This is a genomic window from Peribacillus sp. NPDC101481, from assembly GCF_044767165.1.
Classification (GTDB): Bacteria; Bacillota; Bacilli; order Bacillales; family DSM-1321; genus Peribacillus.
Map to the genome: position 1 here is coordinate 1,719,034 of NZ_JBIWNJ010000002.1, position 15,997 is coordinate 1,735,030.

General features: G+C 38.2%; 14 protein-coding genes, 1 other RNA gene and 1 pseudogene. 11 read left to right on the forward strand and 5 right to left on the reverse strand.

What is annotated here, in order from left to right:
* Nucleotides 1-103: 103 nt before the first annotated feature.
* Nucleotides 104-292 (forward strand): PepSY domain-containing protein, encoded by a 189-nt coding sequence (locus ACIROD_RS18250; RefSeq protein ID WP_260357585.1) that lies wholly within the window; start codon nt 104-106, stop codon nt 290-292.
* A gap of 420 nt (nt 293-712) precedes the next feature.
* On the opposite strand, the gene ACIROD_RS18255 is transcribed toward ACIROD_RS18250, so the two are convergent.
* A complete protein-coding gene (locus ACIROD_RS18255; RefSeq protein WP_402942715.1) occupies nt 713-1,774 on the reverse strand; it encodes a DUF3900 domain-containing protein in 1,062 nt (353 codons plus the stop codon).
* 508 nt (nt 1,775-2,282) lie between these two features.
* Between ACIROD_RS18255 and bcaP the strand changes: the two genes are divergently transcribed.
* Together bcaP and ACIROD_RS18265 are read left to right on the forward strand one after the other, a co-directional pair.
* Complete coding sequence (bcaP, locus tag ACIROD_RS18260) at nt 2,283-3,698, forward strand: branched-chain amino acid transporter BcaP (RefSeq protein WP_402942718.1); 1,416 nt, start codon at nt 2,283-2,285, stop codon at nt 3,696-3,698.
* 373 nt (nt 3,699-4,071) lie between these two features.
* Nucleotides 4,072-5,370, forward strand: coding sequence for a globin-coupled sensor protein (locus tag ACIROD_RS18265; RefSeq protein WP_260357588.1), 1,299 nt, complete (start codon nt 4,072-4,074; stop codon nt 5,368-5,370).
* A gap of 296 nt (nt 5,371-5,666) precedes the next feature.
* On the opposite strand, the gene tatA is transcribed toward ACIROD_RS18265, so the two are convergent.
* The gene (gene tatA / locus ACIROD_RS18270) at nt 5,667-5,873 is read right to left on the reverse strand and encodes a twin-arginine translocase TatA/TatE family subunit (protein WP_101222064.1); all 207 of its coding nucleotides are present in this window, start codon (nt 5,871-5,873) and stop codon (nt 5,667-5,669) included.
* Between the two features lie 361 nt (nt 5,874-6,234).
* Here tatA and ssrS point away from each other — a divergent pair.
* From ssrS to ACIROD_RS18295, 5 genes and pseudogenes are all read left to right on the forward strand, one after another.
* Nucleotides 6,235-6,422, forward strand: a non-coding RNA gene (ssrS, locus tag ACIROD_RS18275) — 6S RNA.
* Between the two features lie 285 nt (nt 6,423-6,707).
* A complete protein-coding gene (locus tag ACIROD_RS18280; RefSeq protein ID WP_101222065.1) occupies nt 6,708-8,075 on the forward strand; it encodes an MFS transporter in 1,368 nt (455 codons plus the stop codon).
* Nucleotides 8,076-8,386: 311 nt separating this feature from the next.
* Entirely contained in the window at nt 8,387-8,575 is a 189-nt protein-coding gene (locus tag ACIROD_RS18285; RefSeq protein WP_063233876.1) for a hypothetical protein, read from the forward strand.
* Between the two features lie 125 nt (nt 8,576-8,700).
* Nucleotides 8,701-8,858: pseudogene (locus ACIROD_RS18290) on the forward strand (IS1595 family transposase); the annotation flags it as partial.
* A 532-nt stretch (nt 8,859-9,390) separates the two neighbouring features.
* Entirely contained in the window at nt 9,391-10,734 is a 1,344-nt protein-coding gene (locus ACIROD_RS18295) for an MFS transporter (RefSeq protein ID WP_260357589.1), read from the forward strand.
* Nucleotides 10,735-10,843: 109 nt separating this feature from the next.
* On the opposite strand, the gene ACIROD_RS18300 is transcribed toward ACIROD_RS18295, so the two are convergent.
* Nucleotides 10,844-11,170: a YnfA family protein gene (locus ACIROD_RS18300; protein WP_101222067.1), complete on the reverse strand. Its 327-nt coding sequence runs from the start codon at nt 11,168-11,170 to the stop codon at nt 10,844-10,846.
* Between the two features lie 292 nt (nt 11,171-11,462).
* Between ACIROD_RS18300 and ACIROD_RS18305 the strand changes: the two genes are divergently transcribed.
* Nucleotides 11,463-12,410 (forward strand): DMT family transporter, encoded by a 948-nt coding sequence (locus ACIROD_RS18305; protein WP_230176332.1) that lies wholly within the window; start codon nt 11,463-11,465, stop codon nt 12,408-12,410.
* Between the two features lie 40 nt (nt 12,411-12,450).
* On the opposite strand, the gene ACIROD_RS18310 is transcribed toward ACIROD_RS18305, so the two are convergent.
* Nucleotides 12,451-13,536: an MBL fold metallo-hydrolase gene (locus ACIROD_RS18310; RefSeq protein ID WP_311735939.1), complete on the reverse strand. Its 1,086-nt coding sequence runs from the start codon at nt 13,534-13,536 to the stop codon at nt 12,451-12,453.
* Between the two features lie 222 nt (nt 13,537-13,758).
* Here ACIROD_RS18310 and ACIROD_RS18315 point away from each other — a divergent pair, with 222 nt between their 5' ends.
* Together ACIROD_RS18315 and ACIROD_RS18320 are read left to right on the forward strand one after the other, a co-directional pair.
* On the forward strand, nt 13,759-14,505 hold the full coding sequence (locus ACIROD_RS18315) for a type II toxin-antitoxin system SpoIISA family toxin (RefSeq protein ID WP_402943000.1): 747 nt from the start codon (nt 13,759-13,761) through the stop codon (nt 14,503-14,505).
* Nucleotides 14,502-14,681, forward strand: a complete 180-nt coding sequence (locus ACIROD_RS18320; RefSeq protein ID WP_230176330.1) for a hypothetical protein — start codon at nt 14,502-14,504, stop codon at nt 14,679-14,681. Before ACIROD_RS18315 ends, ACIROD_RS18320 begins: the two co-directional genes overlap by 4 nt.
* Nucleotides 14,682-14,957: 276 nt before the next feature.
* Here ACIROD_RS18320 and ACIROD_RS18325 read toward each other — a convergent pair whose 3' ends face one another.
* Nucleotides 14,958-15,917, reverse strand: a complete 960-nt coding sequence (locus tag ACIROD_RS18325) for a sensor domain-containing diguanylate cyclase (protein ID WP_402942726.1) — start codon at nt 15,915-15,917, stop codon at nt 14,958-14,960.
* Nucleotides 15,918-15,997 lie beyond the last annotated feature (80 nt).

The following is a 15,997-nucleotide window of genomic DNA, read 5'->3' on the forward strand; positions in this document are numbered from 1 at the left end:
AAATGCATAGTGTAAATTGAATATATTATAAAAGAGGGGAATGTTCCCTCTGTATGATAATTACTACAATAATCAAACGCCTTTATATAGACAAAGATTAACCATGCAACAGGCACAAGAAATCGCACTTCAGAGAGTGACTGGCCAAGTACTACATGTTGATATGGATATGGAACATGGTGTTCTAGTATACGAATTCTTTATTTTGACAAACCAAAACAGAATTTATGAGGTTGAGATAAATGCCAAGACAGGAAAGATTATGAAAGTAGAAGAAGAAGATTTGGATTAGGGAAGTTAATGCGTTGAAAACTGCTTGAAAACTTGCGATAAATCAACAAAATACAAGCCGTCTCTTAATGAGGGAACGGCTTTTTATTATGCAATGAAAGGAGGGATCCGCTTCAGGTGAATATTTTACATACAACGTTGAAACATCCGAAGGGGTAGTTCAGTGGTTTACAGAGTCAAAAGATTACGAAGCTGCTGAGGATTATATTTGTGAATACCGGGTTATCAACTAAATCTTAATTTACATTAGGGGAATGAAATATAGTTCCCCCAATAAAAACCAGGAGGAGTAATAATAGAAGAAAAATAAAAAAGGCAGTCACAAAGACCGCCATTATCGGGATACAACACAGGTATTTTGTGACTCTAGAGTCACGTTCCGAGTCACAAATCATCAAATTTTCTTGTGACTCGGTTTTCATCAACTTTTATTTATGATTTTTTCAATTAGTACTTGTAAATCATCCGGTCTGTGAAATTCAATCGGCGAGACACCTTTATCGAACTCTATCGTATCGGATTCTATCATCAATACATACTTCCCATTAATCTTGCCTAAATGGATGCTATCGCCAAAATCGGCTAACAGTCCTTTGATGGATGTACTCCCAAGCTTCATTCGCAGTTCGGCTTCAGGTGTATGCTCGACAATCTGGGCTGTGGCTTCGACGACTTGGTGGGTTTCAAGGCGTTCTTGAATTTCACGCTTTTCGCTTGTTTCCCAGATTTCCAGGTCTTGTTCGAATTTCTGCAGTTCGTCACTGTTTTCTTCGAATTGAGCGGATACATGTTCATGGACCATATGGATGACCTGGTTTTTCATGATTTCCGGCATCGATTCACCGTATTCGACGAATTTCAAAAAGTCCTCGAAGTAGCGGGCATGTGAGGCCTGGTGGATTTTCAGTTCGGCTTCTTCGACCATTCCTTCTTCGGGCATGTATGGGTATTGAATGGATTTCATATTTTTAGTGGTGATTGCCATTTCAACGTGCCTAATCAAAGTTCGTTCATCCGATATGGAAGCAACTTTCGGCTCGAAATCACATTTTAATAAGAAAACGAATGGTTCATCAAGATATTTCGTTAATTTTGCCGATGCGATTATGAAGACTCCGCCACGGACGGCACTTGTATCGATATAAGACCGAGTGAATTGTTCATTTTCCTCTTGGAATTCCTGTTTTGTTTTAGCATATCGAACACGGTTAAATACATTGTAATTAGGGTTGGAATCAAGTGCATGTCCTTCTTCTACAATAAAAGAACCAATTTTCGTCGGTATTTGTTCAGTTTTTGGATGACGGTCGACTTTCCGTTTGGAAATCTTCATCAATTCCCCATCCAAAAAAACCTTTAGAGGACTTTCTTCGTATTCTTCAGTATCAAGAGTTTGGAAATGTTTAAAACGCTTATCAGCCTGATCGCCTTTTCCTTCGACTTGGATTAAATAAAAAGACAGATAGGTAATCTCAAAATCCATGAATGTCACCTTCTTCAAATATTAAGCATAATTCCCGTACTTTTTTTAAGACTTAATAAGTATAGTGATGTACTTTGATTCCGTCAAACTATTGGTGCATAAATGATCAGAATAATATTGAATTGTTATTTCATAATAATACATAAAGAAAAATAAATAATGATTCTTTATAGGATTAAAAATATTAGAACTCTTGCAAAATTAATTAATGGAATACAGTACATACACCAATAGCTCACTTTATTAATATTAAAATAATGAATTGTTAATCATTCTTTGTTAATTATGGATAAACCTGTTGAATATTATAGCTTACCTTCCAAAGGGAATAAAAAAACAGAATTTTAAAATAATAAATCATTGACGTTAAAAAGGTTAATACGTATAATTTAAAAGTCAGATAATTCAGGAATTGCAGAAATTTGTCGAAATTTCTCCGATATAAATGATAAGTGAAATTATTTGTCTATAGTTTTCAGAATAATTATAAAATTATGGAGGAGAGAACATGAGTATTTTTAGAAAGAAGTCCATTGAGGACTTGTTGAAAAACGCAGGTTCCGGCGGTAAGGGATTGAAACGAGAATTGGGAGCTTGGGATTTAACGATGCTAGGAATTGGAGCGATTATTGGGACTGGCATTTTCGTTCTAACAGGCACTGGTGCAGTGAATGCTGGTCCTGCACTTTCAATATCGTTCGTCATTGCTGGACTTGCCTGTTTATTCGCTGCACTTTCTTATGCAGAATTTGCAGCTTCCGTGCCGGTATCCGGTTCGACTTATACGTATGCTTATGCAACTTTAGGTGAATTCGCCGCTTGGATAATCGGCTGGGATTTAATCCTTGAATACTTATTGGCTGTCAGTGCCGTATCGGCGGGGTGGTCGGGCTATTTCCAATCATTTTTAAGTGGATTCGGAATTAACTTTCCGGAGAAATTGACGGCAGCACCGGGTTCGGTCGAAGGAGTCACGACTTATATGAACTTACCAGCCTTTTTGATAGTCATGGCGATTACCTTTTTGATTTCCATAGGTACGAAACAAACGACTAGAATCAATAATATAATGGTCGTTATTAAAGTGTTGGTAGTCTTGTTGTTTATCGTTTCTTCTATATATTATGTGAAACCGGAAAACTGGCAGCCGTTCATGCCATTTGGAATCGATGGGGTATTTTCAACTGCCGCATTAATGTTCTTTGCCTTCATCGGCTTTGATGCAGTTGCATCTGCGGCTGAAGAAACAAGAAATCCAGGTAGGAATTTACCACGGGGAATTCTTGGTTCATTAGTCATTTGTGTAGTGCTTTATATGGCGGTAAGTTTGATCATGACCGGTGTGGTACCGTATGCACAATTCAGCCAGGCTCTTGACCATCCGATTTCTTTGGTATTGCAAAGCGCAGGACAAAATTGGATTGCAGGTATCATTGATCTAGGTGCCTTCCTCGGAATGACAACGGTGATCTTGGTTATGTTGTATGGACAAACCCGAATCATGTTTGCGATGTCACGTGATGGTCTGATGCCTAAATCCTTATCAAAACTTCATAAAAAATATAAAACACCTTATGCGGCTTCATGGATATTCGGTTTATTAGCGGCCTTATTGGGGGCATTCATACCGCTTGGTGAATTGGCTGAGCTTGTCAACATTGGAACATTGACTGCGTTTACGATGATTTCCATTGCGGTCATCGTGTTACGGAAAACAAGGCCTGATATGAAACGTGCTTTTTATTGTCCGGCTGTACCGCTCGTTCCAGGCCTGGCAATCGTTTTTTGCGTATTCTTGATGGTTCAGCTAGGGAGTCATACATGGATGAGGTTCTTGATCTGGATGGCTATCGGAGTAGTCATTTACTTCACTTATTCCCGTAAACACTCGAATCTTAACCAGCAGCAGGAAAATGAACATTGAAAAAGACACTCTCTGGAGTGTTTCAGTTTGCAGACAAAAGGAGCTCTATCTAAATTTTTAAACATAGTTGATTGGAGCGGGTGTGCGAGACTCCTGCAGGAATAGCGAGTCCAAGGGAGACCCCACAGGTGCAAGTGCGCCGAGGAGGCTCCCGGACCGCCCGCGGAATCGAGTGCCAACGTTCCAATCAACGTCCAAATTTGTACAAGCAAAAAAAAAAACTGTAGATGCTCTTTGGAGTGTCTTTTTTTATTTGGACATAAATAGTTCATAAGTCTTGTGTAAGAAGAAAATTTATCGAAGTGAATTAAGATTAACAGACTTTATGTCGAAATAGTATATATGGGTAGAAAAAATTGGAGGCAATTCAATCATGAAAAGTATATGGAGAAGTAAACAAAAGATAGATTCGATGGACTATATGCAATATAAGGAACACGTCGGTATCAATATCAGGGAATATCCGAGCGTATTGAATCAAGTGGAAATGATTCATTTGACGATGGGGGATTTGTGCATAATTCGTTCTTTACAGGAAGAAGTGAAGAAACATTTGACCCAAATAGTAGGAAATTTCTATAAAAATCTAGAAAATGAACCCTCATTAATGAAAATCATATCAGACAATAGTTCTGTTGATAGGTTGAAAAAGACACTGCATCGTCATATGTACGAAATGTTTAGCGGGAACATTGATGATGCGTATATTAAACAACGTTATATTATCGCACAAGTACATGTGCGAATTGGATTGCAGCCAAAATGGTATATGAGTGCTTTTCAGGATTTATTGCAGTCATTAATCATTCATGTGATTTCCAATATGAAAAATATTGAGCAATATCAAGAAAACATTCTGGCTGTCACTAAAATTTTTAATCTGGAGCAGCAAATAGTTTTAGAGGCATATGAACTTGAAAATGAGAAGATTCGCCAAAAAAACCAATCAGAAAAAGAAACGATTAAACTGCAGGTCAATCATAATGCAGAGGAATTGGCAGCAATCAGTGAAGAGACTAGTTCAGCAACTCAATTAATGGCAAATAAGGTAGTCGAAATTCATGATTTCACTAAAAAGGGCTCAGAGATTGCGATACATGCAGAGGGAAAATCAAAAGAGGGAGTCGAACTGTTACAGGGATTAGAGAAAAGATTGGTAAAAACGCAGGAGCAAATGACGATCATCTCAAAAGATATGGAACAGCTATCCAATACTTCAAAGGAAATTGAACGAATTGTCACGATCATCACTTCAATTGCAGAGCAAACGAATTTGTTGGCGTTGAACGCAGCGATTGAAGCGGCAAGAGCTGGTGAAAATGGTAAAGGATTTGCGGTTGTGGCTGGTGAGGTAAGGAAGCTGTCGGAAAATACCAAGGACTCAGTTTCGGAAGTAGTGAAACTGGTTAATGGAATTGCTCATTTTACCAATGTCATGAACACATCAATTTCCATGGTTAGCGGGGAAATTACTAAAGGAACGAAACAAGGAAAAGAAACTGGCATATTTTTTACTGATATAGCAAAGGACATGCTTTCTGTTAAAGAGCAGAATATTAAAATCACCAAGGAAATGACAGAGCTGAATGATATATTCGACGAAATTAATGAAGCATTCAATCAAGTGGCGGTTTCCTCGGATCAATTAACTCAAATGACGATGAACTTGTAATGAAGTTCAACATTTTTATAAGAACAGCTTAATGGTGCTCATTCGTATTTTAATAAACAACTCGATAGAATATTTCTGAACAAACCCCAAGCGGTTTATAGCATAGGAATAAGGACTCCGTTAACAAGCTGTTCAATAAATCACTTGATATAAAATAAGTTTAATGTTATATTAATAAAGCGATGAGCTAATTTGTGTAAGTCGAAGAACATGCTTTTAGCTAAACGTCGGGATGTGGCCTGACGGTTCTGCGCCACAAACGCATCAAAGACGCCTGCTGCGTGCAGGCGTCTTTTTCATTTTATCGATTCTTTTCTTGCAGCTTGTACGTCATCCTTGAATTCCTCTTGTATTTCTTCTGTTATTCCCTTGGTTGCATCCTTAAACTCCCTAAGCGAGGTGCCGACTGCCCGTCCGATTTGAGGTAGCTTGTTCGGTCCAAAAACAATTAAAGCTAAAAGAAGTATTAAAATTAAACCGGGAAAACCAATGTTTGAAAGCATAACTAGTCACTCCAATCAAATCTGTTAGTTAATATTATAGACTCCTTCCATGTATTTGCCAATGTTATTTAGGATATATTATAGAGTTCAGCAACCGATGATTCTCACAAGACAACACTTTCAATTCCGTCCAATTTTATCTTGCACATTCTATCTAAAAATTACTTACCCAAGTATGCTATTACATAATAATTTATCAATGAAAGTGGGGGACGGTAACATAAATCAGAGTGCAGCCGTTAGTTTTGCCGTTTGCGCATGAATAATTTGGATTCACCTGTTTAATGTGTAATATGAAATTTTTTTGTTGTCTGGGAATGATTTAACTTGCAAGAATGAAGATATTTCGGTATTATAACTATACAAGCTGCGTTGTTCGTAATGATAATTAAGTTTTAACCTTTAAGCTGTAATAGGGAGTTTTATATTGAAACAGGAATGTTATGCCTCGTCACTGACTTGGACAACAGGATTGCTTCTGCAAACACCCACTTTGAGGAGTGGTGGTTTAAAACTTTCTTACTTGAATACGGCAATGGCGGCTTCCTACTTCACTAATTAGAAACCAGTTCCGATAAGGGACTGGTTTTTTGTTGTTTTTACGCATGTTCAAAACTTGTAATTAACGATAGCATCAGAAAACATATTAAGATTTTATGAAAAATATGCGAAAGTTTTTATTGAAATATCAGATAATTAGCATTTATAATAACAATTAGATAACTCGGTTCACTATTTGTATAAAAATAAGTGAGTCGAATATTTTTTACATGATTACGTAAGCGCTATCATTTGGATGGAATTACTGCAGTCACCTAGAGAGGAGAAAATTTTATGGCTAAAATTAATACGACAGAGGTAATTAGCAACAGTAAATTTAACCGCTTTCATTTTGGATTGCTGGCATGGTGTTTTATCATTATCCTTTTTGACGGCTATGACCTTGTCGTTTACGGTACGGTTGTCCCGTTATTGACGGAGGAATGGAACCTTACTTCCGTGGAAGCGGGGGCTATGGGTAGCTACGGTCTATTTGGAATGTTGTTTGGGGCGATCTTCTTTGGTACATTAGCAGATCGGATTGGCAGAAAAAACGTAATCGCGATTACACTCATTTTATTTAGTTTATTTACGCTTTTATGTGGATTTGCGGATACGCCTACGATGTTTTCAACTTTCCGATTTCTAGCGGGATTAGGGCTTGGGGGCATCATGCCGAACGTCATTGCCTTATTGACGGATTATGCACCGAAAACGATGCGGAGCATGGTCGTTTCAATCGTATTATGCGGTTACTCATTCGGAGGGATGCTTGCTCCGATACTGGGTATCCTGGTTATGCCGACACTAGGTTGGGAATCAATATTCTGGTTTGCAGGAATACCATTGTTATTTTTACCCTTCATGATGAAGCGTTTACCAGAGGCTTCGACGCATCTGATCAGAATTAATAAAAAGGAAGAACTGATCAGAATACTATCAAAAGTAAGTCCGGAAAGTAAATTCGACATCAATGACGAACTTGTGGAAGTGAAAAAAACAGAAGCCAATATGCCGATTGTTGGATTGTTTAAGGATTCCCGTGCCCTTAGCACATTGATGTTCTGGATCGCCTTTTTCATGTGCCTATTGATGGTATATGGATTGAATACATGGCTTCCAAAGCTAATGATCGAGGCAGGGTATGCGCTGAATTCAAGCTTAGGTTTCTTGATCGTCCTTCAAGGGGGCGCTATCGTAGGCACGCTTATCATCGCTAAACTTTGTGATCGTTATGGATCCAAGAAAATGCTTGTGCCGATGTATGCGCTTGGAGCTGTCAGTTTGACGCTATTGGGAATGGGCGGAAGCCCCTTCGTGATTTACACATTGGTAGCCATTGCAGGAGCCTGTACCATTGGTGCCCAAAACCTTGTACAAGCCTATGTTTCCCAGTACTATCCACCAAATATAAGATCGACTGCACTAGGGGTGGCATCTGGTATCGGAAGGATTGGCGGTATGCTCGGGCCCATACTCGGCGGATTTTTATTGTCCATCTCGCTACCCATCCAATTGAATTTCATTGCCTTCGCCATACCTGGTCTCATTGCTGCGGTTGCCTTATCATTCGTTCCAGTGAAAATGGCTTATTATAAACATGATCATTCGGAGCCAACTGAAGAAATGGTCGTAGAATCCAATAAAATGAACGTCCTGTGATTTAAATGCATGAAATGCAGTGCTGGGATACCCTCGCTGTCATTTCATGCATATTTGTATTAGCTTCCTTTTTTCCTTAGCAAAGGGTCTATATAAAAACCGCAAATTCACAAGAATTAGTGTAAAGATTTTCCGGGAATTGCTTCGCTTGACCTATCCTTGAGAAAAGTTGCTTAAATGTTCATAATTTCGCAATATGAGTCACTCTTAATATAAAGAATAAATGTTAGAATGATGATATGGATAATTAATTCCTCCTTGAAGTGGAGCGAACTATAAATTAATCTCATCTTTTGTGAGGAGTCATTACTTTGAAAATTTTAAAACATGTAATTTTTTGGTTAAGCATTATAGGGACATTATTCTCTATGATTTATTTCTTTGTAGCGGACATTCCGTTATATGTTAAATTGTTAGGCGGAGCCATTATCCTTTATCTAGGTTATGATCTTATAACAGAATCAAGGAAAAGAAAGCGTAAAGAAGCCTTGGACGCTTAATCTTATCTTCATTAAAAAGCCCTCTTTGATAAGAGGGCTTAGTTTGTGTCCAAAAGGGTTCGGAATGGGATAGACAAAGGTAAATTAAACAAGGTAAACGAAGGGCAGAATGACACATCAAGAATAAGCTCTTTAATGGCCATATAGGGGATAACTCTTTCCTTTGCACTGATAGTCATAAGAGTTATGTTCAGTTCGCCCAAGATTTTCGTTAAATCATAAGCGTGTACAAAGAGGAAACCATGAAGAAGGAATATACTATATTCAACACATAAATTCTGTTCAGCGCTAATTCCAAATTCACTGCCCATAAATAGAAGCTTCTTGCCAGGATGCGTCATGAAATACCCAAAGAGTAACCGTAAGGAAGTGATTGAATAGGTTTAATGGTATGGCGATAAATATATCAGTACTATATGTACTGGTTCTAATGGATGGAACTCCTTGAAAATCGCTGTAGCCAAGACCCCACAGCCGCTTACGCTGAGGAGGCTTGACAGACAGCTGGCGGATAGGAAGCGGATTTCTGAAATCAACTGAAACGTATCAAGAAATATTGCAGGTAAGCTGGAATTTCTTCCAAGTTTGTCTATTGCCTGAACCCTCTTCGATAAGAGGGTTTTTTTGTTGATTAATAGGCAAATCATCAATGAGTATTGACAATATTCTGAAAACTAAGTTAATATATAGTGAACACAGTTCTATATACGTATAATTTTTTATTTGTAATCTATTGTCATTAAATGTTAGCTCGAACCAAAAAAGAGAAATCCTTAAGACCACGTCAAAAGGAATACCAGAAAGAGGGGAAGGAAATGCGCACGATCCAAGTGTCTGAAATGATGGATGAACAAAAATTTAACCGTTTTCATTTACAGATTTTATTATGCTGTATCTTTATCATCATCTGTGACGGGTATGATATGTTCATGCTTGGGACGATCCTGCCATCTTTGATGGCGGAGTGGAGGATAACTGCCGTAGAGGCAGGGTTATTCAGCAGCTATGCTTTGTTTGGAATGATGATAGGAGCGTTGGTCTTTGGACCGCTGGCCGATAAATCCGGCAGAAAGAAAGTCATAATGATTTGTACGATCATTTTTTCCGTATTTACATTTACTTCAGGTTTCGCCGATGATCCAATATCTTTTGGAATACAGCGTTTTATTGCAGGACTAGGCTTGGGAGGAGTCATGCCTAATCTAATTGCAATCATTACTGAATATGCCCCTAAAAAACTTAGAAGTACCCTGGTAGCGATCATGTTCAGCGGGCACGCTCTAGGGGGAGTTGTAGCATCACTGGGAGCGATGTACCTGATTCCGAACTTTGGTTGGCGGGCAGTGGTTTGGCTCGGTGCACTTCCATTAATATTCATGCCAATATTATATAAGTTGTTGCCAGAGTCAATAAGTTTTTTCATGAAAAATAATAAAAAAAGCAAATTGGTGGACGTTCTGAATCAAGTGAATGTAAACGGTCAATATACGATGAATGATCATTATGTTCTTCAGGAGCAACTCAAAAGTGAAATGAAAGGGTTTCCAGTTAAACAGTTATTCAAAAATGGGAGGACTTTAAGCACGCTCATGTTCTGGATTGCATTTTTCATGTGTTTGTTCGTAATGTATGGCTTGAGTACATGGCTTCCAAAGATCATGGGTGGGGCAGGATATGAATTAGGTTCAAGCCTGACATTCTTAGTCGTATTGAACCTTGGAGCGGTTTTTGGAGCGATCGTTGGAGGGAAGCTTGCAGATAGATATGGTTCCAAGAGGATTCTGGTTACTTTCTTGGTCATTGGATTCATTACCCTTACGATGCTGAGCTTCAAGCCAAGCATGATCATGCTTTATATACTGATTGCGATTGCAGGAGGTACGACAACAGGTACACAAATTGTAACGAATGCATATGTATCTCAGTATTATCCGAATGAAATCCGTTCTACTGGAGTCGGATGGGCATTGGGTATCGGCAGAATTGGCGGAATACTCGCTCCTACTTTCTGCGGGGTCCTGCTTGATATGAAGTTATCCTTGCAAGTCAATTTTTTAGCTTTTGCCATACCATGCATCATTGCAGCAATGGCGATTTGGTTCATTCAGGATAACTTCAGTAATATGACCGCCAATAGGCAGGAAAAGAAATTGATATAATAAACAACCAGCTTAATCACTTTATGAAAATGTTCAAATGAAGATAGGCCCAATCAACAAGTGGAGATCTTGGTAAAAGAATTAAAGGGCCTTATGCCCTTTAATTCTTTTATTGTCTGGGGCCCCATATAATGACTGAAACTCCGACCAAGCAGATTAAAGCTCCAATCCAATCATATAAATCAGGAGTTTTCTTATCGATGCCCCATCCCCATAAAACCGATAAAACGATGAAAACCCCGCCATATGCAGCATAAACACGTCCAAAGGTAGGGAACGTTTGGAAAGTTGCAATGATGCCGTATAACACCAACCCAAAACCTCCGGCTAAACCTAGATAAATGGATTTACCTTCTCTTAACCAAAGCCAAATAAGGTAACCGCCGCCAATTTCAGCTAGACCAGCCATAAGGAATATTACGGTAGTAACTAACATATATGTATACCTCTCTTCCTGGTTGAAATTTTATCATATATGAAACTGCAAATGACATACTTTACAGAGTTCTTAATAATTGAAAGTTAACTGGAGCATTTCCATTAAGGCATGAAAATGATCTTAATCTTTAAAAAGTTATTTTTTAAAAGGTTGGTTTTGTTGATAGTTGAACAGTTTAGCTTAAAAAAATGCCATATTTATTTTTTGACTCTAACTTGGATTGCAATACAGATGCAAAGGGTACTATACCTAAATAGGAATATAGTAATTTAGTTGAGGAGTTGCAGCCATGAAAACCCGAACATTTGCATACATGTTAGCGCTAATTCATTCAAGTATTGTCGGCCTATCTTTCTTATTTACGAAAATGGCGATTGCAGAATCGAATCCGCTGGATACTTTGGCGTTCCGGTTCTCCGTTTCTTTCGTCATCATTTTATTCCTGGTCGTCTTTAAAGTCATTAAGGTGAACTATTCCTGGGAGTCGGTTAAAAATCTTGTTCCGTTATCTTTGTTATTCCCAACTCTTTTCTTTGCCTTTCAAACTTTCGGACTTAAGTATTCGCAATCCACCGATGCTGGAATTCTGTCTGCGGTCACCCCGATTCTAACATTGATGATAGCTGGATATTTCCTTAAGGAGAAAACATCTTTATATCAAAAACTTTCGATTGTCTTGTCGGTAGTTGGGGTATTATTCATTTTTGTGATGAAAGGGAGCACAATCAATTTTTCCGACATGCTAGGGATGGTGTTGATCCTGCTATCCTGTATTGCAACTGCATGTTATACAACGATGACCCGTTCCCTTGCCAAGGACTATACACCAGGTGAAATGTCCTTTTTCATGATGGGAACAGGCTTTGTCATTTTTAACGTAGCTGCGCTTTTCACCCACTTAAAACAAGGAACGATGCCGAATTTCTTTACACCATGGTCGAGCATGGAATTCATCAGTTCCATTTTGTATTTGGGAATATTGGCTTCATTGGTCACTTCGTTATTATCCAATACGATCTTATCAAAAATCAAAGCGTCCCAAATGAGTGTGTTTGCAAATCTTTCCACTGTTGTCACGATTGCAGCAGGGGCTCTCATTTTAAATGAAAAGATTACAATCTACGATATATTGGGTTCGATACTAATCATTTTAGGTGTAATAGGAACGAATTATTTTGGAGTGAAGAAAGAGCATTCAATAAAAGTGAATCTTGAATATAATGAAGGGAAACTGTGAATGAATGAAAAAGATCCATCCCATTTGGGATGGATCTTTTTCATTTCCACCATCTTGTTTGAGGGAAATCCGTTGAACCAATGGCCACTGGTTCGCCTATTTGAGGTGTGCAGACCTGGACTCCAAGATCATTGGCCGCTTTTGTTACCCGTTCTATCGGATCTGTCCAGTCATGAAAAGACAATGTGAAACCAGCCCAATGAATGGGGAGCATCCGTTTACCTTGCACATCTATATGTGCTTGTACAGTTTCTTCTGGAATCATATGGATGGTTGACCAGCGTTCATCATATTGGCCGCATTCCATTAAAGTAATATCAAAAGGCCCGAATTTTTCGCCTATTTCTTTAAAATGGCTGCCATATCCACTATCTCCGCTAAAAAATACCTTTTCTTGTTTTCCTTTAATTACCCAAGAGCACCAAAGTGTTGTATTGCCATCGCGTAAACTTCTTCCAGAAAAATGCCTTGCAGGCGTGCAGACAAATCGCAAACCCTTGAATGAAACCTCATCCCACCAATTATGTTCCTGAATCAGTTCTTGTTTAACTCCCCATCTTTCAAGGTGTCCGCCGACACCTAGTGGAACAATGAACTGACTGACCTTATCCTTTAGTTTCTTTATTGAGTAATAATCCAAATGATCGTAGTGATCATGTGAGAGCAGGACGGCATCGATAGGAGGCAGCATATCCAAATCAATAGGCAGCTCCCCGCTGAAACGCTTGTTCCCAAACCAAGGAAAGGGAGTTGGTGCTTTGCCAAACATGGGATCCACTAAAATGGTTTTCCCATCTAACTCCAACATGAATGCAGAATGACCAAACCAGGTGATTTTATTGGCATTCATAGATCCAGGTTCTTTTGTTCCAATTACGATTGGCTGGTCGGGCCTCCTTTTTGGATTGGGTTTTATGAAATCACGTAAAATCGAACCAGTATGCTTAAGACTCATCGCTTGACTGGCTGGAATCTGATTTTGGAATTTTCCCTTGGAAAAATTCTCTTTTGTAGTGAATCTTCTCACTTTTTCTTTGTTTATCCTTCTTCCAAGTGGAGGATAGAGGTTTAGGAAAAGTAATAATAGTATAAAAGAAGAAATGAGGATCTTAATAATTTTCATCATGATAGTTTCCTCCCATATTAATCATGCCTTTTTATTAAAACATATCATATCACAGAATATATAGGGTTATTTACTATGATGTCATTCAGCTAGTGAAAACTTCTGGCAAGTGTTTAAGTTTCACCCGTCTTAGGCAGGGAATAGTGGTATATATAATGAATAATATAGAGAGCGGGATAATGAATGTAGCTGCTGAAGGGTAGGGTGATAAATCGATTGTTAATGTTTTTCAGAGTCTTTGTATGGGTAGTATTTATTGCTTTATTGGCATATGTCATACTTTCTTGGAAATATAAGGACAAGGTAAGTAAAAGGATTGAAGCGATTCGAAAAACCTGGTATATCATTTTTGTACTGGGAGCTTTGATTTATTGGAATTTCTATCCGATGAGCATTTTTAATGAGTGGAAAAATTTCTTGATTATGGCTATCGTATTCATCCTTATTGATATGTTTGTATTCTTGAGCATGTATATATCGAAGATTGGCGATAACGAGCTGTCCTATGCAACAAAAGCGGTTGCGGAAAGTGACAAACTTTTAACGGATAATAGGGAAAAGGTCAAAAATATGTTTCATCTCCTAAAGAAAGAAGGAATACCTGAGTATTATCAATCGAATAAGGAATACTTGGCATATTTGAGCATTCTCCTTCAAGCATATGCAGCTAAGGAAGGCATGAACGTGAAAATTCTTCCTTTCAAAACGGAACAGGACAAGCAATTGGTGATTAATGGGCATCCGAACTTGAATGGCAGTAACATCCGTGCTACATTGGAAAGAGAAGATACGTATTATAATGATGAAGAAAAAATGGCTTTGCAGCCAGTAAGCATTTTGATGGAACCCTATATCATTGACGTTAAATCGGAAAGCTTCGTTTCAGAAGTCGATTGTTTATTAATAGCATTACTAATCATGATGTTCGATATGGTCATAAAACAAAAACCAGGTGGTGAGGATAAATGAGCATTTATGATAAAGCCGGCAATGATGTGTCAGTTGCCGTAATCAAACCACAGGTGAAAATACCTGATGTAGGTTTAAGTCCCCACACTAAAAAAGTGATGAAACAGAACGAACGCATTATCCTGAATCAAAAAGAAAAAGCTGCACGCTTCAGCCGGTTAAAAAATGTTTTATAAGGGGAAGGGGTTTTTCCTTTCCTTATGATATTTAATGGAAAACCCGCATATACTATTCAAAATCAAAGAATAGGAAGGGTCTTTCAGAATATGAACAAAAAACCCGAGAGAGTTAACATCCCGATCCCCTCCGCTTCACCGTCCGAAAAACGGATACATAAGGGAAATGCTGATCTGCTCAAGCTTTTGCAAAGGCTGAAAGCTAAACGTTGGATTTTTTTAAGGTAAAAGAAAGCCAGTCTCTAAGGAGAACTGGTTTTTTTATTTTTAAGATAATCACTGCGGGTGGTAGTATTGAATATTCTTACGGCCGGATTTCTTAGCCATATACATGGAACGGTCCGCTTTTTTCAAAAGTGAGTCCATTTCCGTACCTTGATGAGGGTAAAAGCTTATCCCTATGCTAGCTGATACAAATTGCTCATTTCCATTAATGGTAATGGGCATGGTGGATAAACGGTTCAATATTAATTCAGCGTTTTGCTGAGTGCTTTTCATTAAATCCTCACAATGTGCTGGATGTAATAATACAATGAATTCATCACCACCAATTCGAGCCACATGACTGCCTTCGGGAACGGCTTGCAAAAAACATTCGGCTGCCTTTTTAATAACTTCATCACCAGTATCATGACCATAGGAATCATTGAAAAATTTAAAATGATCAAGATCGATGTAAAGAAGAGCCATTTCATCGTTTGTTTTATCTTTATGATAATCAAAATAATTATAAATGAAGTTCCGATTATATAGACCTGACAAAGGATCCCTGATAATCCCTTTTTCAAGATTGATGGTATGACTAATCAAAGCTGCCATGGACTTAATGAGGATCAGATCATATTCTTTAAAATCATGAGGTTTAATGTCGAATGCACATAATGTTCCAATGATTTCACCCTCAATAGTAAGGGGAGCTCCCATAATACACCCATTTCCTATAAGCTTCGTTACGGGGTGACAACTAGTCAATTCATGTTCCCCCAAATTCGGGATAACGAGTGGTTCCAAGCCATTCTCAGCAACTAATTTGCAATAAACCATATTATAAGGAAGGATGTCACCTTCACAAATCAACTTTGCATTTCTATTTAAGGATTTGATCATGAAACTATGTATCGGATTCAATATAGAAACGAAGAATGTATTGACCTCTATGGTTTGATCTAATAGTGCTAATACTTCTTTAGCGATGGAATCGAAATTCTTATAATAGTTGATATCTTGCTGAATCATTCTCAGGCTCCTCATTTATTTATAGTCTTTTTAGATTTCCGGATGTTAATTCTCATATTGAACGCCAAGGACACAAAATC